A 22,225-nucleotide genomic window follows, 5' to 3' on the forward strand; every position below is an offset into this window, starting at 1 on the left:
CAAAGCGGTGGCCGGGGGGGGTGGGACCGGCGGGCGCCGGTACCCGGTTCCGGCCGCTTCCGGTGCGCTGCGGGCCCGCGCCCCTCCCCCGAAGTCCGGTGACTGTCGCGGCGGCTGGGCTGCGTGGGTACAGACGTGTGCCGCGCGGCGTTCCGGAGCCGAGTTTTCCGGCCCCGGCCCCGCTGACCGAATCGCCTCGGCCCGTGCCGGGTACGGCCCGGACGGCGGGCGGGCGCGGCGGCCGTACGCGTGCTGGTGGTGGCGCGGCCGCGGCGTCCGCACGCGGTCTTGCGGCGGACGGCCGGTGCCCGGATCGTGTCCCGGTAGGGCCTCGGATCGTTGGCCTGGTACGGGTGGTGGCCCTCGGGGACCGGATTCCGCTCCCGGCGGCCGCCGGTCGTCCACCATCGCTGAGGGCAGGCGGACCGGCTACGCAGGAGGGACCTATGACAGCGGACCGGCACGGGCACCGGATGAGCCATACCGGCGCCGATGCGCTCGTCCACTACGAACAGGCCCTGGACCACCTGGTGTTCTTCCGGCCCGAGGTGGCCGAGGCGGCCGGCTCGGCGCTGGCGGCGTCGCCACGGTCGGTGATGGGCCAGGTGCTGGCCGCGTACCTCGGTGTGCTGGGTACGGAGGAGAAGGACGCGGTCGCGGCCCGGGACGCCTTCCTCCGCTTCCGCTCCGGTCTGGACGAGGAGGACCTCACGCCCCGGGAGCGGATGCATCTCGCCGCTGCCGGTGCCTGGCTGGACGGGGATCTGCACCGCGCCGGCCGCCTGCTCGGTGACCTCACCATCGCCCATCCCCGCGATGTGCTGGCGCTCTTCGCCGGGCATCAGCACGACTTCCTCACCGGGGACGCCCAGCGCCTGCGCGACCGCATCGGCGGGGCGCTGGGCGCCTGGGAGCCGGACGACCCGCACCGCGGCCCGCTGCTCGGCATGTACGCCTTCGGCCTGGAGGAGTCGGGGCACTACGAGCGCGCCGAGGAGGTGGGTCTCGAAGCCCTCGCGCACGATCCCCGTGATGTGTGGGCGATCCACGGCGTGGTGCACACGTACGAGATGCGCGGCCGCTTCACCGACGGCATCCGCTTCCTCGACGCGCGCACCGACGACTGGTCGGACGGCACCCTGCTCACGGTGCACAACTGGTGGCACTACGCCCTGTACACGCTGGAGACGGGCGACGCGGCGCGGGTGCTGAAGATTTACGACGCGGCGCTGCACCACGAGGAGTCGGCGGGCGTCGCCATGGAACTGCTGGACGCCGCCGCGCTGTTGTGGCGGCTGTACCTGGCGGGCGAGGACCAGGGCGGGCGGTGGGCGCGGCTCGCCGACGCGTGGGAGCGCCGCGGCGACGGCGCGCACTACGCCTTCAACGACGCGCACGCGGTCATGGCGTATGTGGGCGCGGGCCGCATCGGCCTGGCCGAGCGGCTGGTGGCGGACCGGCAGCGGTGGCTGGCCGGTGCCGCGCCGGAGGTGTCCAACCGTGCGATGACCGCCGACATCGGGCTGCCGGTGTGCCGGGCGCTGATCGCGTACGGGCGGCAGGAGTACGGCCGCGCCACCGATCTGCTGCTGCCGGTACGGCACCGGCTGCACACCTTCGGCGGCAGCCACGCGCAGCGGGACGCCGTGCAGCGCACGCTGGTCGAGGCGGCGCTGCGCGCAGGCCGTACGGAGCTGGCGCGCACGCTGCTGAGCGAGCGCATCCAACTGCGCCCCGTCTGCCCGTACAACTGGTCGGCGCAGGCGCGGCTGGAGGAGCAGCTCGGCGATCCGGAGCGGGCCGCGGCGGCGCGCGAGAAGGCCGCTGCCCAGGCGGCGCAGTGAAGGCCGGCCCGCTGTGACGGTTCCGGCCAGCAGCGCGCGCTCCACTGCCACGCGCCGCACTCGATCCGCCGCGTGCCGCGCTTGCCCAGGTCAGCGCGGCGCGGTCGGTCTGCACGGCGTGCTGCCGAGGAGGCGGCAGGGACGGGCGTGACGGGCGCTCTGAAAGTCGCCCCGGAATACGCATTTCCGCGCGTCTGATTACCGGTCCCGGCGGTCTCGCCGATTCGGACAACCTGCTGAATTCGATGGCCCCGGCACGCAGCCCACGAAAACGCTTGTCATGCCCCGGTGCCCGTACCGAGGAGACGGCGTACGCCCGGCTCACCAGCCGGAGTTCCGGCCTGCCGGTTTCCCGCTCCGAGCAGCGCTTTTCTGCAGGATATCGACGCCTTCCGGCCCGTAGCGGAGCCGGGCATACGGAATTCAGGATTCACGGCAATTTCCTGCCCTCTCAGTAAGTCGGCTTCTGTACTGTCCGTCCCGATGAGTGCAGAGTGCGACTCAGCGCTCACATCGTCACGCAGTCGTACAGGCGCCGTCCGGCGGAGGATGCATACATGCTGATCAGGCAGGGGGGCCTGACGCACCCGGCAGCACTGTCCCGTCCGAGCTCACCGGAACGCGCGGGCCCGCCCCGTGCGCCATTGCTCCGACGGCCGTGACATCGGATCGGTTCCCTCCGGCCCGCACCTTTTTCGTTACCACTGTCGCGTCGCGTCGAGCACGCACATCCACCAGGAGGACAGCACCATGGCACGTATTTTCATCGTGGGTTCCGGCGTCGTCGGTACGGCTACCGGTAAGGGCTTTTTACACGCCGGCCACGAGGTGACCTTCATCGACATCTCGCACCAGCGGCTCGAATACCTGCGCTCGCAGGAACTGGACGCGCGTGACGTGCTCGATCTGCGTAATGAACCGGACGCCTTCATTTTCCTCACGCTGCCCACGCCCAACGTCGGACACCGTTACGACCTGACCGCCTTCGAGGACGGTACCGCCTCGGTGGGCGCGGCCCTGGCCGACGCCACCGGGGACCACACCGTGGTCGTCCGGTCCACCGTGCCGCCGGGTACCACCGAGGGGCTCGTCCAGACGCTGCTGGAGAAGCACTCGGGGAAGTCCGTCGGCGAGGGCTTCGCGCTGGCCGGCAACCCCGAATTCCTGCGCGCCGCAACGGCGTTGGAGGACTTCCGGCACCCGTGGATGACGGTGATCGCCTCCCGCAGCCAGCGGACCGTCGAGCGGCTGACCGAGCTGCTGGCGCCGTTCGGCGGGGAGCTGCGTACCTTCTCCAACCCGGCTGCGGCCGAGCTGGTCAAGTGCGCCCACAACATCTACAACGCCACGAAGATCAGCTTCTGGAACGAGATGTGGCTGGTGAGCCAGACCCTCGGGCTGGACCTCGACCCCATCGCGCAGACCGTGGCCCGGTCCGCCGAGGGCTCGTACAACCCGCTCTACGGCATCCGCGGGGGAGCGCCGTACGGCGGGGTGTGCCTGCCCAAGGACACCCAGGGTTTCCTCGGCCTCGCCGACTCGCTGAACCTGGACATGCCGCTGCTCAAGGCCGTGGTCCAGGTCAACGACACGCTGATCGAGCGGGCTGACCGCGAAGCCGACGAGCTGGCCGCCGAACTGGCCTGACCGCCGCGGACACCCCCCTCGCGAGCCCCCACTCCCCCCTTGCCCGGCCTCGGCTCACCCGTCATCGAGAACGGAACCATGAGTGCCCTACTAGACACCACGCTCTATGACTTCCGGTACTACCTGGTCTACCTGCCGCTGGGCATCCTGGGCCTGGTGCGCTGGAGCTGCTGGCTCGTGCGCCGCGCGCCGGCCGCCCTGTACCGGCCGGTGCGGAACGACTTCCGGCTGCCGCTGAGCATCGTCGTCCCGGTGTACCAGGAAGACCCCGAGATCTTCGCGCACGCGATCGAGTCCTGGCTGGCCAATGATGTCGAGGAGGTCGTCCTCGTCATAGATGTCACCGACGACGCGTGCCGGGAGGTCGCGGCCCGCTATCCCGTGACCGTCGTCATCACCGACGTGCCCGGCAAGCGCGACGCGCTGCGCCGCGGCTGGGAGGCGTGCAGCACCGACCTGGTCGCGCTGGTGGACTCCGACACCATCTGGGCGGACGACGTGGCCGCCGAGGTGTGCAAGCCGTTCGCCGACCCGAAGGTCGGCGGCGTCGGCACCCGGCAGAACGTCTACAACCCGCGGGGCTTCCTGCAGCGCGTCAACGACATGTACCTGGACTACCGGTACTTCGACGAGAACGCGGCCCAGACCGCCGTGGGCCGGGCCGTCTCCTGCCTCTCCGGCCGGACCGCGGTCTACCGCCGGGAGCTGCTGCTGGAGATATCCGACGAATTCATGCACGAGACGTTCATGGGCGTGCCGTGCATGTCCGGCGACGACAAGCGGCTGACCACACTGACGCTGGCGCGCGGCCACCGTACGTACATGCAGCGCTCCGCCCGGGTCTGGTCGACCTTCCCCGGCACCTGGCGGATCTTCATGAAGCAGCGGCTGCGCTGGTCCCGCAACACCTGGAGATCAGATCTCAGAGCGCTGTCGTCCCGCTGGATCCGGCGCCATCCGTTCCTCGCCTTCACCATGGCCGACAAGGCGGTGAGCAGCTTCACGCTCCTGATCGCGCCGTTCTTCATGGCGTGGGCGATCATCCGCGAGGACTGGTTCTTCGTGGCCTGTCTGGCCGCCTGGTGGTGGATCAGCCGGGCGATGAAGATGCTGCCGCACCTCGTGCGCAGGCCGTCGTCGTTCTTCCTCGTGCCCGGCTTCGTGCTGGTGTCGTTCCTGATGGCCGGCGTGAAGATCTGCGCCCTGCTGACCATCCGCAGGCAGCGCTGGCTGACCCGGCAGGTGTCCGTCGTCAACGGCGTCGCGGTGCGGACCTCGCCGCAGGCCGCAGGTTCGGAGGCAGGCGCATGAAAACCGTACACCGTTTCGGGGCGGCCGCGGCCGCCCTCTCGGCCGTCCTGGCCCTCGGTATCCAGGGTGCGCCGGCGGCGGCCGTCGGCCTGCCCGAGGACGTCGCCGCCTGGCAGCGCACCGGGCAGCCCGACAAGCTGATGGTGCTGCGGCCGCGCAGCGTGAGTCTGCTCAGCAACGGCGTCGTCGTGCGCCGGCTGTACCCGGGGACGCCGTCCGTCTCGCTGGGCTGGCTGGCCGCCAACGCGGGGCAGGAGTGGATCGGTTCCGAGCCCGGCCGGCCGTCCACCGTCCGCATCCGTACCGCTGTGCTGCTCGCGCCCGACACCATCCTGCGCATCGACGACCGGACGAAGAAGGTCCTGCTCACCGCGGGGCGGACGGCCAGGTCGGGGACGTGGATCAGCGGCAGCCGGGCCGCCCTGGACGTCGACAGCACCACGCTGTCCTCGGTCTCCGAGGACGGCTCCAGCCCCGCGCCCGCCAGTGCGCCCGGGCGTCCGTACCTCTCGATGGGCGCGGGCGGCCGGATGGACTTCCGCAACGCCACGGTCAGCGGGTTCGGCCGGGTCGGCACGTCCGCGACCGCCGACCAGTCGGGCGTCACCTGGGGACGCGGCAGCACGGGTTCGGCGACCGGCACGACGTTCCAGGACAACCACACCGGGCTGCGGCTGGCCGGCTCCCAGGGCGTCAGTCTGAAGAACGTCACGGCCACCGGAGCCGTCGAGGACGGCATCGTGCTCAAGGGCGACCGCGGCACCAAGGCGAGCGGCCTCGCGGCCGAGTCCAACGGCCGTACGGGCATCGCCCTCGGGGGTACCGACAACCGCACCCTGACCGGCCTGAGCACCCGTGACAACGACGGCGCCGGGATCAAGGCCACGCTCCAGCGCGGGCTGCGGCTGAACTCCCCCACCTCGCACTTCGACCAGGGCGGCGGCATCGACCTGGCGTCCTGCCGGCAGTGTGTCGTGCACAAGGCCACGGTGGAGAGCTCGTCGCGCGCCGCGGTGCGGGTCTCCGGCAGCGACAGTACAGTCGCGGTACAGGAGCCCGAGCTGACCGGGCACAACGGCAGCGAGCCCGGCATCCTGCTGGCCGAGGGCATCGAGGGCGCCACGGTCTCCGGCGGTTCCCTCAGCGGCTTCGACCGCGGCATCGGCATCACCGGTTCCCATGTCCGCATCGAACGCACCTCGTTGTCCGCCAACCGCACCGGCATCGCCATCGGCGGCGGGGCCGACCGGGTCGCGCTGCGCGACGTCCGGGTGGACGGCGGCGAGACCGGCGTACTCGTCTCCGGAGCGACCCGGCACATCGCCCTGAAGGGGGTCCGGGTCAGCGAGGCCAGCCGCAAGGGCCTGGCCTCCAGCTCTCCCGGGCTGAAGGTCACCGGCGGCGCCCTGTCCGGCGGCACCACCGCCGTCGACCTCGGTGCCGCGGCCCGCCTGGAGAACGTGTCGATCGTCAGCTCCCACCGCGGTATGCACCTCGCGGAGGGCGTCCGGGCCTCCGGCAAGTCCCTGGACGTCCTGGCCGAGCGGCAGGGCATCGACGCGGACGCCCGGTCCCTGCTGGACCTCACCGACTCCCGCGTCCGCGCCCCGGTGGCGCTGGACGGGGACGGCGAGGTCAAGCGGCACGGCAAGACGGAGGTCTCGCTGCCGCCGTTCCCCTGGCTCGGCTTCGCGGCCCTGGTGGCCCTGGCCCTGGCCGTCGTCCTGCAGACCCTCCATCACGTCCGGCACCGCGGCACCCCACGGCCCAAGGTCGCCGGACATGTGGAGAACACGGCCTGACGCAACGTCAGCCGTATCCCTACCGGCCGCCGCCCCACCGGAACGGCGGCCGGAGACCGGAGAAGGAGTCGCACACCATGACCGACCGATCATCCGGCGTCATCAGATCGCTGCGCGCGGGCCTCGTCCTGCTGTCGGCGGGCACGCTGGTCACCGGCCTGACCGGCGTGCTCGCCCCGCCCGCACAGGCCGCGGCCTGTTCCGGACAGGTGCGGTACGCCTCCAGTACCAACACCCTCTACCTCACGTCCGGCACATTGTCGCCGTCCGGCATCAGCACACTGTGCCCGAGCGCTCCCCTGCGCCAGGTCGACGGCTCGCCCGGCACCTGGCAGCTGGACGCCAACCTGGTGATCCAGAACGGCGCCACCCTGGAGCTGCACGGCTCCGCCGCGGGCGGTGAGGTGGACACCCTGCGGCTCAGCAGCCCGGCGGGCGGCGGGCCCACCGAAGTCGCCTCCATCACCGCGCAGTACGGCACGATCGACATCGACCGCGTCGACATCACCTCGTGGGACGAGCAGGCCAACGGCCCGGACACCGACATCTCCGCCGGCACCGGCGAGCGCGGACGCGCCTTCATACGGGCGCTGTCCTACCTCGACGCCGACGGCACGCCCCGCCAGTCCACGATGAACATCTACCACAGCGACATCGGGTACCTCGGCTACTACGCGGCCGAGAGCTACGGCGTGGCGTACAAGGCCCGCGGCTGCGACATCAACCACCAGGACGTCTGCGACAAGCTGGACGTGCTCGGCGACCAGATCGGCAGCCGCTTCCACCACAACTACATGGGCACCTACACCTTCGGCGCCTACGGGATGACGTTCGACCGCAACGAGTACGACCACAACGTGGCCTACGGGCTCGACCCGCACGACGACTCGGACTACCTGACGATCACCAACAACCACGCGCACCACAACGGCAATCACGGGATCATCTGCTCCCAGCGGTGTGACCACCTGGAGATCGTCGGCAACGAGAGCGACCACAACGGCATTCCGCCCTACCTGCCGCCGGGCGACGACGACCCGAGCGACAACCAGGTGCACGGCATCATGCTGCACCGCGGCGTCACCGACTCCGTCGTGCGCGACAACAACGTCCACGACCAGCCCAACGGCGCGGGCATCGCGGTCTTCGACAGCAGCGACGACGTCATCGAGAACAACACCGTCGCGCGTGCGAAGTTCGGGCTGCGCTACAGCGTCGGTTCGCAGGACATCACCTCGGCGAACAACACCGTCACGGACAGCGGGCAGTACGCCGTCTACACGTACCAGGGCTCGGACAAGCCCACGTACACCAACGAGACCGGCCGGCCGGCCCGGCTGACGTTCACCGGCAACACCTTCGACGGCAGCGGGAGCAACGTCCTGAAGCTCGGGCAGGCGGACGACCTGACGTTCAGCGGGAACACCTTCACCGGCACGTTCGGCTCCGGGGCGCTGACCCAGCAGACCACCGGGACGACCTTCGACCGGAACACCGCACCGGCCGGACTCACGTACTCCGTCAAGGGTGACTCCGGCACGCGTGGGTCGATCGCCTTCCGCGACCAGAATCCGGTCAACGTGCAGCTGGACTCGGCCAGTTCAGGGGCGTTCACCGTAACTGGCCTGAAAGCGGGCGCTTCGTACAAACTCACCGCCGACGGCCGTACCGTGGCCACCGGAAAGGCGGACTCGAACGGCACCGTGACCCTGCACGCCACGCAGGCGAGCACTTCGGCGGTGTCCTACCGCATCGTCGCCGCCTGACAGCAGGCCGCCCCGCCGCCCGTGCGGCGGGGCGGCCGATGCCCCCGAGCAGGACAGGAGCACCCGGCCCATGGACCGTCGGAAGTTCGTCGCCGCGGGAGCGGCCTCGCTCGCCGCCCTCCTCGCCTCGTGTTCCGGCTCGGACGACGAGAAACCCCCGCCACGGGAAACGGACGATCCCTCCGCCGAGCCGTCCCTCGACTGGGACACCGCCGCGGTGGCCCGGTTCTTCGGACCTCAGCTCAAGCCTCGCGAGGAGGGCTCCTTCGGCCTGTCCCGCGCCGCGCTGCGGCACCATCCGGTGTACGGGCCGGTGCTGCGGGTGCGTTATCCGGCCCGCTCCGCCAGCCCCACCGTCGCCCGCCGCTACGGCCGTCCGGAAGGCGGCGCGCAGCTGTACCTGCCGCTCCGCTCAGGGCCGACCGACTCCCTCCATCTGCGCTACTACCTGCGTTTCCCCAAGGGCTTCGACTTCGTCAAGGGCGGCAAGCTGCCCGGCCTGTACGGCGGCACGGTCACCGGCGGCCGGCGTATCCCCGACGGGGAGAACGGCCTGTCCACGCGCTACATGTGGCGGCGCAAGGGCCGCGGCGAGGTGTACGCGTACCTGCCGACCTCCGAGGAGCACGGCACCTCGCTCGGCCGCGGCAAGTGGAAGTGGCCGACCGGCCGCTGGGTCTGCGTGGAACAGTCCGTGCGGCTCAACACACCGGGCGAGGACGACGGTTCGGTCGAGGTGTTCCTCGACGGCCGCCGGGTGCTCCGCGAGGACGAGCTGGAATTCCGGACCTCGAAGAAGCTGAAGATCGACGGCGTGTTCTTCTCGACCTTCTTCGGCGGCTCCGACCCGAGCTGGGCGACGCCGGACGCGGACTACGCGGACTTCGCGGCGTTCGCCGTCTCGCACAAGCGCATCGGTCGGGTACGGCGCGACTGATCCGGCCGCGCGCGGCTCGGTCACGGACTCTCAGGAGGACTCGCGGACCACCAGCTCCGTCGGCAGCGCGATCCGCTGCCGGGGGGCCCTGGGGTCGGCGATCTCGCGCAGCAGGACGCGGGCGATGGTGGTGCCCAGCTCTTCGACGGGCTGCCGGACGGTCGTCAGGGGCGGGTGGGTGTGCCGGGCGAGGAACGAGTCGTCGAAGCCGACGACCGCCACGTCCTCGGGGACGCGCCGCCCGCGGGCACGCAGCTCGCTCAGGGCGCCCACCGCCATCACATCGGAGGCCACGAAGAGGGCGTCCAGGCCGGGGACGCGGTCCAGGAGCGTGCGCGCGGCCGCCCGGCCGCCCTCCTCGGTGAAGTCCGCGCGGGCCACGAGCCGTTCTTCGGGCCGCGCGCCGGCCGCGCGCAGGGCGTCCTGCCAGCCCTGGAGCCGGCCGCGGCCGACGTCCATGTCCATCGGCCCGCTGACCGTCGCGATCGTGGTGCGGCCGCGCTCCAGCAGGTGCCGTACGGCCGCGCGGGCGCCGCCCACGTTGTCGGCGTGGGCGTGGCTGAGCGACTCCTCGGGGGTGCGGCGGCCGGCGAGCACGGTGGGGAGGCCCATGTCCTCCAGCAGCGCGGGCAGCGGGTCGTGCTCGTGGACCGAGGCCAGCAGGACGCCGTCCACCCGGCGCTCCGCGACGGACGCGGTGAGCCGGTCGCGTTCGCCCTGGTCACGGACGAGGATCAGCTGGAGCTGGGTCCGGGTGTCGGCGAGACCGATGCTCACGCCGCGGATCACGGCGGCGAAGTACGGCTCGGCGCCGAGCCGGGACTCCGATTCGGGGATGACCAGCGCGATGGAGTTGGTTCTGCTGGTGACCAGGCCGCGGGCGACGGAGTTCGGTACATAGTTCAGCTCGGCTATGGCGGCCAGGACGGCGGCCCTGGCCTCGTCGCTGACGAGCGTCGAACCGTTGATGACACGGGAGACCGTGGTGCGGCCGACTCCGGCACGTGCCGCCACGGTTTTTATCGTCGGCCGCTGTCCGCCCGGCATCGCGCCACCCCCGCCGTATCCCGTCCCCGCCCCGTTCACCAGCGCATTGTGCCAGACCTCCGGCGCGCTCCCGGCAGTCTTCGGGCACTCCGCCGAGCGGAGCGTCAACTCCCTTCTGTGTTCAAGTCATTGACACACGCGATGGCTGCCGCCACTCTTCCGAAACATTGGTGGGCACGTTCCCAGTCGCTGCTGTCGGCGATGGGAACGTGCCCAGTCCGGCATGGATCCGGGAGGGGAATGACGATGAGCGTTCGGAAAACGATGACAAGAAGGTCCCTGGCGGTGGTGGCGGCCACCGCCGCGCTGGGCCTGGTCGCGGGCTGCGGCGGGAGCGGCGCCGCGGACACCGGCGGCGGGATCAAGGACGGCAAGGTCACGATCACCATGGGCCTGTACGGCGTGATGGGCTTCAAGGAGGCCGGCCTGCTGGAGCGTTACGAGAAGGAGCACCCGAACGTCACCATCAAGGCGGAGATCGCCGGGGACGAGCAGACGTACTACACCGCACTGCAGACCCATCTCGCCGCCGGCAGCGGCCTGAAGGACATCCAGGGCATCGAGGTCGGCCGCGCCAAGGAGCTCGTGGACACCCGCGCCGCAACCTTCGCCGATCTGTCGAAGGTGCCCGGAACCGGACATTTCCTTCCCTGGAAGCAGAACCAGGTCACCACGGCGGACAAGAAGGTCATCGGCCTGGGCACCGACATCGGCCCGATGGCCGTCTGCTACCGCAAGGACCTCTTCGCACAGGCCGGGCTGCCCACCGACCGCGAGAAGGTGGCGGAGCTGTGGGCGGGCGACTGGTCGAAGTACGTCGACGCGGGGCGGAAGTTCAAGTCCGGCTTCAAGGGCGACGGCGTGGCCTTCATGGACAGTGCCAGCGGTCTGTTCAACGCCATGATCTACGGCAGCTCCCAGCAGTTCTACGACACCAAGGGCGAGCTGATCTACCAGAAGAACCCGGTCGTCACCGGCGCCTGGGACCTGGCAGCGAAGGCCGCTTCCGCCGATCTGACCGCCAAGCTCCGCCAGTTCCAGCCCGGCTGGGACCCGGGGTTGGCCAACGGTACGTTCGCTACGACGGTGTGCCCGGCGTGGATGCTCGCCCACATCAGCGAGAAGGCGGGCCCCGGGAACAAGGGCAAGTGGGACGTGGCCAAGGCGCCGAAGGGCGCCAACTGGGGCGGCTCCTTCCTCGGCGTCATGGAGAAGAGCCCGGTCAGGGACGAGGCGAAGAAGCTGGTCGCGTGGCTCACCGCGCCCGAGCAGCAGGCGTATCTCTTCGAGAAGCTCGGTAACTTCCCGTCGTCGGAAAAGGCCCTGAAGGCTCCCGAAGTGGCCGATGCGAAGTCCGAGTACTTCAGCAGCGCACCCATCGGTGAGATCTTCGGCGCCGCCGCCCAGGAGATCCCCGACAAGCAGGTGCTCGGCCGCAAGGACGGCACGATCAAGGACATCTTCCAGCAGGGCCTGACGCTCATCGAGGCGCAGGGCAAGAGCAAGGACGCGGCCTGGGAGACCACCGGCGAACGCATCCAGAAGGCCGCCGGCTGACCGGCCGGACACCCGAATCAGGAGGACCCCGGTGGCCCTGCAGACCTACCGGCGGCGTACGTTCTGGCACCGGCTGGACGTACGCGGCGCCCCGTACGCCTTCGTCGCCCCGTTCTTCGTCGTCTTCGCCGCGTTCAGTTTCTATCCGCTGCTCTACACCGCGTGGATCTCGCTGCACCGCGTGGAGCTTTCCTCCATGGACCTCATGGAGTGGGTCGGACTGGACAACTACACAGCACTGTGGGGCGACGACCGCTTCTGGAACGCGCTCGCCAACACCTTCACGCTCGGCGTGCTCTCCACCGTCCCGCAGCTGCTGATGGCGCTGGGCCTGGCGCATCTGCTCCATTACCGGCTGCGCGGCTCGGCCTTCTTCCGGGTCGCGGCGCTGACGCCGTACGCGACGTCCGTGGGCGCCGCCGCGCTGGTCTTCACGATGCTCTTCGAGCGTGACTTCGGCATGATCAACTGGCTGCTGGGGCTGGTCGGCATGGACCCGGTCAACTGGGAGCACGACAAGTGGGCCGCCCAGCTCGCCATCTCCTCGATCGTCATCTGGCGCTGGACCGGCTACAACGCGCTGCTCTACCTGGCGGCGATGCAGGCCGTGCCGGACGAGCGGTACGAGGCCGCCGCGCTCGACGGTGCCTCGCGCTGGCAGCAGTTCCGCATGGTCACCGTCCCCGGCATCCGGTCGACCATCGTCTTCACGATCGTGCTGTCCACGATCGGCGCAACCCAGCTCTTCGGCGAACCACTGATCTTCGGCCAAGGTCCGAACGGCATCACCGGCGGCGCCGACAACCAGTACCAGACCCTGGGCCTGCTGCTCTACGAGGAGGGCTGGAAGAACTACCAGATGGGGCGCGCCGCGACCATCGCCTGGGCGATGTTCCTGCTGCTGATCCTCGTCTTCGTCGCGCAGCGCGTCGTCAAGCGCCTCGCCGCACGCCCGGCCGGCCCCCGGCACGTCCTGTCCAGGAGCAGCCAGTGATGACCACCGACAGTATCGAGGCCCCGGCGGCGGACCGGCGTCCGCACGTCTCCGAGCGCCGTCCGCGTCCGCCCGTACGCCGCCGGCTGTCCCTGCGCCCCGGCGCCGGACGCCAGCACCACGCGGGCCCGCTCGCCTACGTCCTGCTCGCCGTCGCGACGCTCGCTTCCCTGTTCCCGCTGTACTGGACGCTGGTGGCGGCCTCCAGCGACAACACCCGGGTGTCGCAGACGCCGCCGCCGTTCCTGCCGGGCCCGCATCTCTTCGAGAACCTGGGCAAGGCGTGGCAGGACGCGGCGCTGGGCCGGGCCATGGCCAACAGCCTGATCGTGGCCGGCGTCATCGCCCTGTCGACCGTACTGTTCGCCACCCTCGCCGGTTTCGCCTTCGCCAAGCTGCGCTTCCGGGGGCGGAACGTCCTGCTCATGCTGGTCATCGGCACGATGATGGTGCCGCCGCAGCTGGGCGTCGTGCCGCTGTTCATGATGATGAGCGAGCTGGGCTGGGGCCAGCGGCTGCCGTCGGTCATCTTCCCCACCCTGGTCAGCGCGGTGGGCGTGTTCTTCATGCGGCAGTACCTGTCCGAAGCGCTGCCCGACGAGCTGGTCGAGGCGGGCCGGGTGGACGGCGCGCATTCGCTCCGCATCTTCTGGAGCATCGTGCTGCCGGTCGCCCGGCCGGCCATGGCCGTCCTCTTCATGATCACCTTCGTGCACGCGTGGAACGACTTCTTCTGGCCGTTCATCGCGCTGGACATGACCAACCCCACGGTCCCCGTCGCACTCACCCAGCTCAGCGCGGGTTATGTCCGCGACCAGTCGCTCATCATGGCGGGCGCGCTGCTCGGCACGCTGCCCCTGCTGGCGATGTTCGTCGTCTTCGGCCGCCAGATCGTGGGCGGGATCATGCAGGGCGCGGTGAAGGGATGACCGCCCGGCCCGTCTCCCCCGTTTCTCCCTCTTCCGAAAGGAACCCCTTGACCACCGCATCTCAGGACCTCGCCGCCCGTGCGTTCCCGCCGGGCTTCCTCTGGGGCACGGCCACCGCCGCCTATCAGGTCGAGGGCGCGGCCGCCGAGGACGGCCGCACGCCCTCCATCTGGGACACCTTCTCTCGCACGCCGGGCAAGGTACGCAACGGCGACACCGGCGACATCGCCACGGACCACTACCACCGCTGGCGCGAGGACGTCGCGCTCATGGCCGAGCTGGGCGTGGGTGCGTACCGCTTCTCGCTGTCCTGGCCGCGCATCCAGCCGACCGGCCGCGGTCCGGCCGTGCAGAAGGGCCTGGACTTCTACCGCCGGCTGGCCGACGAGCTGCTGGACAAGGGCATTCAGCCGGTGGTCACGCTGTACCACTGGGACCTGCCGCAGGAGCTGGAGGACGCGGGCGGCTGGCCGGAGCGGGCGACCGCCGGCCGGTTCGCCGAGTACGCCGCGCTGGCCGCCGACGCGCTGGGCGACCGGGTGGGTACCTGGATCACGCTCAACGAGCCCTGGTGCAGCGCCTTCCTGGGCCATGCCTCCGGGGTGCACGCGCCGGGGCGTACCGAACCGGTCGCCGCGCTGCGCGCCGCACACCACCTCAACCTCGCGCACGGCACCGCGGTCCAGGCGCTGCGCGCGGCGCTGCCGGCCACGGCCGATGTCGCGATCACGCTCAACATCCATCAGGTACGGGCGCGTACCGACAGTCCCCAGGACGCGGACGCGGCGCGCCGCATCGACGCCCTGGCCAACCGGGTGTTCACCGGCCCGCTGCTGCACGGCGCGTACCCGGACGATCTGCTGGCCGACACGGCGCGGCTGACCGACTGGTCCTTCGTACGGGACGGCGACACCGCGGCGATCCGGCAGCCGCTGGACTTCCTGGGCGTCAACTACTACACGCCGACGCTGGTGTCCGCGGCGGACGGCACGGAGCCCGACCACTCCGCCGACGGCCACGGCGAGAGCGGCCACAGCCCCTGGCCGGGCGCCGACGAGGTGGTCTTCCACCGTCCGCCGGGCCGTACGACGGCGATGGGCTGGGCGGTGGATCCGAGCGGCCTGTACGACCTGCTGCTGCGGCTGAAGGGGGACGCGCCTGACCTGCCGCTGATGATCACCGAGAACGGCGTGGCGTGCGACGACTACGCCGACCCGAGCGGCGCGGTGCACGACCCGGACCGGATCGCGTATCTGCACGGCCATCTGACGGCCGTGCACCGCGCGATCGAGTCCGGCGTGGATGTCCGCGGCTACTTCCTGTGGTCGCTGCTGGACAACTTCGAGTGGGGCCACGGCTACAGCAAGCGCTTCGGCGCGGTGTACGTGGACTACCCGACCGGGCGCCGCATCCCGAAGGCGAGCGCCCGGTGGTACGCCAAGGTGTCCCGCACGAACGCCCTGCCGGGGGCGGAGGCCCAGTAACAGGTGGTCCTCACGTCAGGAGGGCCAGCAGGTGGGTACAGGCCGCGGCTTCGTCCGGGTGGCGGGCGATGACCTCGTAACGGCCGCGTTCGTACGCACCGGTCTCCCACGCCCCGTCCGGCGTCCTGCGCAGGTACAGGAAGTCGGGGGGCGTGGGGGCCGGCTCGTGCACGCCCTCGATGCGGTAGTGGCCGTCGGCCACTCCGGCCGCGCGCAGCGCGGACCGCAGCTGCTGCCGGTCCATGGCGTCGTCCGTCGTCCGGTCTATGCGTCCGCCCTCGTGAGGTACCGGTGGTCCAGCAGCCACTTCACGTTGAGCCGCTGCCCCTCGCCCGGGTTCAGGAACACCGGGTCCAGCTTGATCTGCTGGCCGCCGCCGGGCTGTTCGAACCAGGGGGCGATGCTGCCCTGCCACACCCAGAACGGCTTGATCACCTTGTACGTGTGGTAGTCGCACGGCGAAGCGGCTTCGCGGGTGTTGAGGTTCTGCGGGGGCAGCGCGCGCTCGGCGTAGGGGTCGCCGGCCGGTGCCAGGTAACCGCCGAACTCGGAGCCGAAGCGGTCCAGCCGCTGGCCGCTGCGCAGCTTCGTCGGCTCCTTGTCGATCTCGCCGTTGACCTCGGCGAACCCGTCGTTGGGCGGGTACTTCCAGCTGCCCGAGTCCGCCGGCCCCTCCCAGTACTTCTTCAGGAAGGCGGCGGGCAACAGCGAGCCCGTCCGCTGGTACCCCTTGAGCAGCGGGCCCACCGGCGCCAGGTTCTTGTTCGGCAGCCACTTCGGGCCGAGCCGCGCGTCGCCTTGGAACTTGCCGGTGCAGGGCTGGGGGCGGGCGGCGGCCTCGGCCGCCGGGCGCTTCTCGTCCTGCTGCGGCGCGGCGCTCGCCGCAGGGGCGGCCGCCAGCCCGGCGGCCAGGCCGAGCGCGGCGAGCAGCGTACGGAGTCGGTTCACTCAGGGCTCCTTGTGCGGTCGTGCAGACCTGCTGCGTGTGGGGACGGCATGCCGGGCTGACGACGTGCACGGGTGTACGCGTACACGCTGCTGATACGCCATCAGCTCGGGCCGTTCCGCACGGTAACCGGTCGTTCACGCAAGCCGGTAGCACGCTGGGCCGATTTCCGGCCACCTCTCGCGGGCACGCGGGCGCGGGCACGCGGGCCGGACGGGGCGCCGCACAGCAACGCGGCAGGGGCCGCCCGCGAGGGCGACCCCTGCCACATGTGTTCTGTCAGAGGCCCAGCAGCCCCAGGCCCAGCAGGCCGCCCTTGCCGCCGCCACCGCCGAGGAGGCCGCTGTTGCCCGGCTGCTTCGGCTCGCCCGGCTGGGCCCCGCCCGGCGCGGTCTCGCCCGGCATTGCGTTCTGCTCCTGCCCCGGGACGGCGCCCGGCTGCTCGGTCACCGTGTCGCCCGCCATGCCGGTCGGGCCGTTGACGGGGTCTTCGTCGCCGGGGTCGGCGACCTGCACTGCGCCGGCGGCGGACGCCGGCGCGTAGGCGGCGGCCACGGGGGCGCCGAGAAGGACGATCATGGAGGCGGCGGCTGCCGCACCTGCCGCGAGTCGGGTACGCACGGTGCTCTCTCCCTCGCATCATGGATGTGACGTGTCCGTCCTTCCGCGCGGTGGCGCATGGCTAACAGAACTTCACTCGACTACCGGCGCAGAGATCACTGGATCGCACGGTGCCCCAGGCGGGCGCCCGTCGTTGCACCGTGCGGGGATGGTCGCCGCACCGTGAGGTGGTTCACGCGAAAGAGGTGGCGTTGGGCGTTCGCGGCTGGGTACGGGCCCCCGAGATCGCCGAGCGGGATACCGGTATGAAAGGGTGGAAACTCGGCTAAAGCAACGCGAGAAAGGAGCCGTCATGTCGTCCAAGCGCCGCCGCAAGAAGAAGGCACGTCGCAAGAACGGTGCCAACCACGGCAGCCGTCCGCAGTCCTGAAGGACGAAGGACGCCGCAGCGAAGGAGGCCGGTCGCCACAGCGCACCGGCCTCCTTCGCCGTCTCATGGGGGATGCGGGCCCGGCGGTCAGTCCAGTACGTACTCGAAGGTGTACGGGACGGACGGTTCACCCTGCGCGGCGGTGAACGTGCCGGTGCCGCGCAGCCCGGTCAGCGCGCCGGTGCCCGTACCCGGCACCACCTCGAAAGCGCAGCGCACGGTGCCGTCGGGCTCGAAGGAGCCGCGCTCCTCGACGACGAAGGTGCCCTCGCGCCCGTCGAGGCGGCCGGCCAGTATCTCCATCCCGGTGAACGTGCCGGTCTTCTCCGTGGCGTAGACGATCGTGTACTCGCACGTCGTGCGGGTGGCCTCGATGCCGCCGGTGAAGGAGTTGGTGACGGAGGCGTGCGCGAGCTTCGGGTGCGTCCCGGCCGGGCCGAGGGTGCGCTCCTGCCAGTCGGCGTAGGTGAAGTGGCCGGTGGTCCGTGCGGGCATGGCCGCCCTTTCGATCGGTCGCACGGCCTGTGCCGCGCGGTGTGTGACCAGCCTGTCCGCCGTACCTGACATCTTCTGTCAGGTACGGCGGGAGAATGGTGCCCATGCGTGCCGACCGGCTTCTCTCCCTGCTCCTGCTGCTCCAGAACCGCGGGCGGATGACGGCATCCGAACTCGCCGCCGAGCTGGAGGTGTCGGTCCGCACCGTGTACCGGGACATCGAGGCGCTCGGCGCGTCGGGCGTCCCGGTGTGCGCCGACCGCGGCCCCGTCGGCGGGTACCGCCTGATGGACGGATACCGCACACGGCTCACCGGGCTCACCGACGCCGAGGCCGACGCACTCTTCCTCGCCGGGGTGCCGGACGCCGCGGGCGAGTTGGGTCTCGGCGCGGTGCTGGCCACCGCACAGCTGAAGCTGCAGGCAGCGCTCCCGGACGGGCTCGCGGACCGGTCGCGGCGCATCCAGGACCGGTTCCGTCTGGACGCGCCCGCGTGGTTCCGCGAGGCCGACCCGGTCCCCCATCTCGGCCGCGTCGCCCAGGCGGTGTGGGAACAGCGCGTACTGCGCGTCCAGTACCGCAAGTGGGGCGGCGGCGGGCACCGCTCGCTCGGCCTCAGCCCGCTCGGCCTCGTGCTCAAGGGCGGCATCTGGTACCTGGTGGCGCGGGCGGGCGAGGCGATCCGCACCTACCGGATCTCCCGCCTCGTGTCCGTCGACGTCACGGAGCAGGTCTTCGACCGCCCGGCGGAATTCGACCTGGCCGCGCACTGGGCGGAGTCCTCCCGCCGCCTGGAGACCGCGCTCCACCAGGGCATCGCACAACTGCGGCTCTCGCCCCGCGGCCGCCAGTTGCTGCCCATGCAGTTCGGGGCGGCGGGCACGCGGGCCCTCGCGGCGGCCGGACCGCCCGACGACGAGGGCTGGGTCCGGGTCGAGCTGGCGGTCGAGACGCCGGCCGTCGCGGTCGGCGACCTGCTCAGACTGGGCACGGAGGCGGAGGTCCTCGGCCCGCCGGACCTGCGCGCGGCCATCGTCCGCACGGTGACGGAACTGACGCACCGTTACACGGCGGCGCCCTGAGAGCCGGTGTCCGCACCCCGGCCGGGCGCCCGCCGCGGGCGCCGGCCCCGGTGGGCCGCGCGCGTCCGGGTCAGCCGGCCGGGCTCGTGGCGTCCTCGATGAGGCGGTGGGCCGCGGCGTCGATGCGGGCCGTGTCGCCGGTGACCAGGCGGTCCTGGCACAGGCCGCGCAGGCCCGAGACCAGGAGGGTGGCCCGGACCCTGGCGTCCTGTTCCGCGTAGCCGAGCCGTACGTAGGCGTCGGCGATCGGGCCGACCATGACCTCGACCGCGTCGGCGGCCAGCGCTCCGTACGGCTCCGGCTGCGTGGTGGCCAGGCTGAGCAGCTGCAGCAGCATACGGACGAGGCCGCGCTGCCTGCCGATCGTGATCGCCTCCCACAGCGCGCGGGCGGCGCGGTGCAGTCCCGCCGCGTCGTCGACCTCGCCGAACATCGCCTCGGCGTCGGGCCGGCTGGCGGCCAGGGCCTGGGCCAGCAGGTTCTCGCGGCTGCCGAAGTAGTACAGCAGCATCCGTTTGCTGGTGCCCACCGCTTCCGCGAGTGGGCTCAGCGACAGGCCCGCCAGGCCGTGGTGCTCCAGATGCTGCACCACCTTCGCCAGCAGTTCGGTCCGTTTCCGTGAATCGGTCGCACGAGGCACCCCTTGACCGTACCGATCGGTACACCTACAGTCCAACGCGAACCGTTGATGTACCGATCGGTACATCAATAGCAGTGGGACACGAGGAGGCGAGGCATGGGCGCAACGCGTCCGGACATTGCGATCGTGGGGGCCGGCATCGGCGGGCTCACCCTGGCTCTCGCCCTGCGGGCACGCGGCATCGACGCGGAAATCCACGAGCAGGCACCCGAGTTGCGGGAGGTCGGCGCGGCGGTGGCGCTGTCGGCGAACGCCACCCGGCTGCTCGCCCGGCTCGGCCTGGACGCGGAGCTGACTGCCGCCGGCGCCGAGCCCACCGAGCTGGTGTACCGGCACTGGCGGGACGGCCGCCGCATCGCCGCGCACCCGGTCGGTGACACGTACCGCACCCGGTTCGGCGGCCCCTACCTGGGCGTGCACCGCGCGGCCTTCCAGCGCATCCTGGGCGACGCGTGGGGCGGCAAGCGGCTGCACCTGGGCACGGCGGTCGACGGGGTGCACGAGGACGGGACGACGGAGGACGGCGGCGGGATACGGCTGGACCTCGCGGACGGCCGGAGCGTGCGGGCCGGCCTCGTCGTCGGCGCGGACGGCGTGCACTCCACCGTGCGGCGCCATGTCACGGCCGAGGACGTCACCGCGTACTCCGGTACGAGCGGCTTCCGCGGCCTGGTGCCGGCCGAGGCGCTGCCCTCGCTGCCGGACCCGGCGGCCATCCAGTTCTGGATGGGGCCCGGCGCGCATGTGCTGCACTACCCCATCGACAGCGCCGGCACGGTCAACTTCCTCGCGGTGGTGGAGGGCCCGGAGCGGTGGACCGCGGACACCTGGCGGGCCGAGGCCGCGCCCGGGGAGCTCCTCGCGGCGTTCGACGGCTGGCATCCGGCGATCACCGAGATGCTGGCGGCCGCGCCGCAGAGTGCGCGGTGGGGCCTGTTCGGGCAGGCACCGCTGCGGCGGTGGAGCCGCGGCCGGGCGGTGCTGATCGGGGACGCGGCGCACGCGATGCTGCCGCACCACGGGCAGGGCGCCAACCAGACCATCGAGGACGCCGTGACGCTGGCGGACTGCCTGGCCGACGCGCGGGCGGCCGGGGGATCCGACGCGTACGGCACGGCCCTGCAACGGTACGAACGGCTCCGGCGGGTGCGCACCCGTCAGGTGCAGCGCAGCTCCTGGGTCACCTCCGGCCTGCTGCACCTCCCGGACGGGCCCGCGGCCGAACGGCGGGACCGGAAGCTGGCCACGGTCCCGGCGGACTTCGGCTGGATCCACGTCCATGACGTGGCGCGGGAGCCGGTGACGGGTCCCCGCGCTTCCTGACGGTGCGTCACCGCTGAGCAAGCACAGTGGCGGTGCCGCCCCTGCGTCGGGGCAGCACCGCCACCGGACGGCACGACAGCTCAGCCGTCGCCCGGGCCGGTCAGTGCATGCCCGCGTGGACGAGCCCCATCCAGTAGCCGGCGGCCCGCGCGTCGCCCATGGTCACGACGCCGTCGTGCCCGCCGACGCTGGTCATGCTGCTCGCCGAGCCGCTCATGCCACCGCCGGCGCTGTCGTTGTCGTTGTGCGCGGAGGCGACGCCGCTCATCGGGACGATGGCGGCCGAGGCCAGGGCGAGTGACGCAGCGGTACGAGCGAAGATCTTGCGCATGTCATACCTCTTCAGGTAGGTGGGTTGATCGCCCCCATGCTTCTCCGCCTTACCGCCTCCCGAAGCGCGGCGCTCGGGCAATTGACCCTGATGGCCGACCGCGGTCCATCCGGTCACCGAGTCGTCGGATTGTCACTCCGCAGTGGCCTGTTGTGCCGCGCCGCGGGCCACCGCGCGGAACTGCTGCGGCGTGCGGCCGTCGCGCTTGCGGAAGAACTTGGAGAAGTCACCCGGCTCGCGGAAGCCGAGCCGGCGGGAGACCTCGGCCGCCGGGGCGTCGGTGTGCACCAGGAGGCGCTTGGCCTCCAGGAGGATGCGGGCGTCGAGGTACTGCTTGGCGGTCTGGCCGGTGGCGGCCAGCGTGGCGCGGGTGAGGGTACGGACGTTGTAGCCGAGCGCGGTGGCGTAGTCGGCGACGCGGTGCGTGTCGGCGAAGTCGCGCTCGACAGCGGCGTGGTAATGCGCGAAGGCACCGTCGGGCCGGTGCGCGGCGGGGGTCTCGGGGCGCGCGTGGGCGAGCCGCAGCAGCAGCACGGCCAGCAGCAGGCGCAGCGCCTCGATGTGCGCCTGGAGGGGGATGGAGGCCAGGTCGGCGTACTCGTGGGTGAGGTGGCGCAGGGCGAGCTGGATGGCGCGGGCGTGCGCCCCGTCCGGCAGCAGCGGCTCCTGCACGAAGGGCGCCTCGGCGTCGGCGAAACCGGGCTGCCAGATCACGATGGTGCCGCGCGCGGCCGCCAGGTCCTCGGGGACGTACTGGTGCACCTGGCCCGGTTGGATCCACAGCCAGCTGCCCGCGTGCAGGACGTGTTCGGAGAAGTCCACGGTGTGCCGCAGGGTGCCGGAGCGGACGTGGATGAGGTGGTGGAAGCCGGGGCGCTGCGGGGAGGCGAGATCGATGCCGCGGCGGTGTCCGCGGGCCCGCAGCTCGGCGAAGTCCAGGACGTCCATGCCAATGGGCGCCCCGAGAGACGGCCGGTAGGCGACGTCCGTGATCGAGAGCTGTCCGTTTTTTCCCATGCTGAGTCCGTAGCGTACCGCTGTCGTCCCCGTACCCGCTCCTACGGTCGCACAAGAGGCAGCGAGGAGCCGGAAGCTGCCG

At 71.4% G+C, this 22,225-nt stretch carries 21 protein-coding genes; 13 read left to right on the top strand and 8 right to left on the bottom strand.

Annotation, left to right across the window (positions count from 1 at the left end; translation table 11 throughout):
• Nucleotides 1-446: 446 nt before the first annotated feature.
• The 6 genes from CCS38_RS30150 (at nucleotide 447) to CCS38_RS30175 (ending at nucleotide 9,307) form a co-directional block, all read left to right on the top strand.
• Nucleotides 447-1,844: a tetratricopeptide repeat protein gene (locus CCS38_RS30150; RefSeq protein ID WP_223736500.1), complete on the top strand. Its 1,398-nt coding sequence runs from the start codon at nucleotides 447-449 to the stop codon at nucleotides 1,842-1,844.
• Between the two features lie 750 nt (nucleotides 1,845-2,594).
• Nucleotides 2,595-3,491: a Rossmann-fold NAD(P)-binding domain-containing protein gene (locus CCS38_RS30155; RefSeq protein WP_223736501.1), complete on the top strand. Its 897-nt coding sequence runs from the start codon at nucleotides 2,595-2,597 to the stop codon at nucleotides 3,489-3,491.
• A gap of 78 nt (nucleotides 3,492-3,569) precedes the next feature.
• A complete protein-coding gene (locus CCS38_RS30160; RefSeq protein ID WP_223736502.1) occupies nucleotides 3,570-4,802 on the top strand; it encodes a glycosyltransferase in 1,233 nt (410 codons plus the stop codon).
• Nucleotides 4,799-6,604: a right-handed parallel beta-helix repeat-containing protein gene (locus CCS38_RS30165; RefSeq protein ID WP_223736503.1), complete on the top strand. Its 1,806-nt coding sequence runs from the start codon at nucleotides 4,799-4,801 to the stop codon at nucleotides 6,602-6,604. Before CCS38_RS30160 ends, CCS38_RS30165 begins: the two co-directional genes overlap by 4 nt.
• Nucleotides 6,605-6,681: 77 nt before the next feature.
• Nucleotides 6,682-8,370 (top strand): right-handed parallel beta-helix repeat-containing protein, encoded by a 1,689-nt coding sequence (locus CCS38_RS30170; protein WP_223736504.1) that lies wholly within the window; start codon nucleotides 6,682-6,684, stop codon nucleotides 8,368-8,370.
• Between the two features lie 70 nt (nucleotides 8,371-8,440).
• The gene (locus CCS38_RS30175; protein WP_223736505.1) at nucleotides 8,441-9,307 is read left to right on the top strand and encodes a polysaccharide lyase; all 867 of its coding nucleotides are present in this window, start codon (nucleotides 8,441-8,443) and stop codon (nucleotides 9,305-9,307) included.
• A gap of 30 nt (nucleotides 9,308-9,337) precedes the next feature.
• On the opposite strand, the gene CCS38_RS30180 is transcribed toward CCS38_RS30175, so the two are convergent.
• Nucleotides 9,338-10,354 (bottom strand): LacI family DNA-binding transcriptional regulator, encoded by a 1,017-nt coding sequence (locus CCS38_RS30180; protein ID WP_223736527.1) that lies wholly within the window; start codon nucleotides 10,352-10,354, stop codon nucleotides 9,338-9,340.
• 240 nt (nucleotides 10,355-10,594) lie between these two features.
• Between CCS38_RS30180 and CCS38_RS30185 the strand changes: the two genes are divergently transcribed.
• Genes CCS38_RS30185 through CCS38_RS30200 form a run of 4 tightly spaced genes read left to right on the top strand, consistent with a single transcriptional unit; the run spans nucleotide 10,595 to nucleotide 15,318 of the window.
• Entirely contained in the window at nucleotides 10,595-11,911 is a 1,317-nt protein-coding gene (locus tag CCS38_RS30185) for an ABC transporter substrate-binding protein (RefSeq protein WP_223736506.1), read from the top strand.
• Between the two features lie 16 nt (nucleotides 11,912-11,927).
• Nucleotides 11,928-12,905 carry a carbohydrate ABC transporter permease gene (locus CCS38_RS30190; protein ID WP_223736528.1) on the top strand — a complete coding sequence of 326 codons (978 nt, stop codon included), beginning with the start codon at nucleotides 11,928-11,930 and terminating at the stop codon, nucleotides 12,903-12,905.
• Nucleotides 12,905-13,834 carry a carbohydrate ABC transporter permease gene (locus tag CCS38_RS30195; RefSeq protein WP_223736507.1) on the top strand — a complete coding sequence of 310 codons (930 nt, stop codon included), beginning with the start codon at nucleotides 12,905-12,907 and terminating at the stop codon, nucleotides 13,832-13,834. The genes CCS38_RS30190 and CCS38_RS30195 overlap by 1 nt, the downstream gene beginning before the upstream one ends.
• Nucleotides 13,831-15,318, top strand: a complete 1,488-nt coding sequence (locus tag CCS38_RS30200; protein WP_223736508.1) for a GH1 family beta-glucosidase — start codon at nucleotides 13,831-13,833, stop codon at nucleotides 15,316-15,318. The genes CCS38_RS30195 and CCS38_RS30200 overlap by 4 nt, the downstream gene beginning before the upstream one ends.
• Nucleotides 15,319-15,328: 10 nt before the next feature.
• Here CCS38_RS30200 and CCS38_RS30205 read toward each other — a convergent pair whose 3' ends face one another.
• The 3 genes from CCS38_RS30205 to CCS38_RS30215 all read right to left on the bottom strand — a co-directional run bounded on the left by CCS38_RS30205 (nucleotide 15,329) and on the right by CCS38_RS30215 (nucleotide 16,885).
• Nucleotides 15,329-15,562: a hypothetical protein gene (locus CCS38_RS30205; protein ID WP_223736509.1), complete on the bottom strand. Its 234-nt coding sequence runs from the start codon at nucleotides 15,560-15,562 to the stop codon at nucleotides 15,329-15,331.
• Nucleotides 15,563-15,582: 20 nt separating this feature from the next.
• Nucleotides 15,583-16,266 carry a TNT domain-containing protein gene (locus CCS38_RS30210; RefSeq protein WP_223736510.1) on the bottom strand — a complete coding sequence of 228 codons (684 nt, stop codon included), beginning with the start codon at nucleotides 16,264-16,266 and terminating at the stop codon, nucleotides 15,583-15,585.
• Nucleotides 16,267-16,543: 277 nt separating this feature from the next.
• Nucleotides 16,544-16,885: a hypothetical protein gene (locus tag CCS38_RS30215; RefSeq protein ID WP_223736511.1), complete on the bottom strand. Its 342-nt coding sequence runs from the start codon at nucleotides 16,883-16,885 to the stop codon at nucleotides 16,544-16,546.
• 292 nt (nucleotides 16,886-17,177) lie between these two features.
• Here CCS38_RS30215 and CCS38_RS35790 point away from each other — a divergent pair, with 292 nt between their 5' ends.
• Nucleotides 17,178-17,255 carry a 50S ribosomal protein bL37 gene (locus tag CCS38_RS35790; protein ID WP_370443954.1) on the top strand — a complete coding sequence of 26 codons (78 nt, stop codon included), beginning with the start codon at nucleotides 17,178-17,180 and terminating at the stop codon, nucleotides 17,253-17,255.
• Nucleotides 17,256-17,342: 87 nt separating this feature from the next.
• Here CCS38_RS35790 and CCS38_RS30220 read toward each other — a convergent pair whose 3' ends face one another.
• Complete coding sequence (locus CCS38_RS30220) at nucleotides 17,343-17,750, bottom strand: DUF3224 domain-containing protein (protein WP_223736512.1); 408 nt, start codon at nucleotides 17,748-17,750, stop codon at nucleotides 17,343-17,345.
• A gap of 104 nt (nucleotides 17,751-17,854) precedes the next feature.
• Here CCS38_RS30220 and CCS38_RS30225 point away from each other — a divergent pair, with 104 nt between their 5' ends.
• The gene (locus CCS38_RS30225; RefSeq protein ID WP_223736513.1) at nucleotides 17,855-18,832 is read left to right on the top strand and encodes a helix-turn-helix transcriptional regulator; all 978 of its coding nucleotides are present in this window, start codon (nucleotides 17,855-17,857) and stop codon (nucleotides 18,830-18,832) included.
• A 70-nt stretch (nucleotides 18,833-18,902) separates the two neighbouring features.
• On the opposite strand, the gene CCS38_RS30230 is transcribed toward CCS38_RS30225, so the two are convergent.
• Entirely contained in the window at nucleotides 18,903-19,472 is a 570-nt protein-coding gene (locus CCS38_RS30230) for a TetR family transcriptional regulator (RefSeq protein ID WP_223736514.1), read from the bottom strand.
• A 96-nt stretch (nucleotides 19,473-19,568) separates the two neighbouring features.
• On the opposite strand from CCS38_RS30230, the gene CCS38_RS30235 reads away from it, so the two are divergent.
• Complete coding sequence (locus CCS38_RS30235) at nucleotides 19,569-20,795, top strand: FAD-dependent monooxygenase (RefSeq protein ID WP_223736515.1); 1,227 nt, start codon at nucleotides 19,569-19,571, stop codon at nucleotides 20,793-20,795.
• Between the two features lie 100 nt (nucleotides 20,796-20,895).
• Here CCS38_RS30235 and CCS38_RS30240 read toward each other — a convergent pair whose 3' ends face one another.
• Together CCS38_RS30240 and CCS38_RS30245 are read right to left on the bottom strand one after the other, a co-directional pair.
• Nucleotides 20,896-21,126 (bottom strand): hypothetical protein, encoded by a 231-nt coding sequence (locus CCS38_RS30240; protein WP_223736516.1) that lies wholly within the window; start codon nucleotides 21,124-21,126, stop codon nucleotides 20,896-20,898.
• 132 nt (nucleotides 21,127-21,258) lie between these two features.
• The gene (locus CCS38_RS30245; RefSeq protein ID WP_223736517.1) at nucleotides 21,259-22,143 is read right to left on the bottom strand and encodes a helix-turn-helix transcriptional regulator; all 885 of its coding nucleotides are present in this window, start codon (nucleotides 22,141-22,143) and stop codon (nucleotides 21,259-21,261) included.
• Between the last annotated feature and the right edge of the window lie 82 nt (nucleotides 22,144-22,225).

Source organism: Streptomyces purpurogeneiscleroticus (assembly GCF_020024005.1).
In the GTDB taxonomy this organism is placed as follows: Bacteria; Actinomycetota; Actinomycetes; order Streptomycetales; family Streptomycetaceae; genus Streptomyces; species Streptomyces purpurogeneiscleroticus.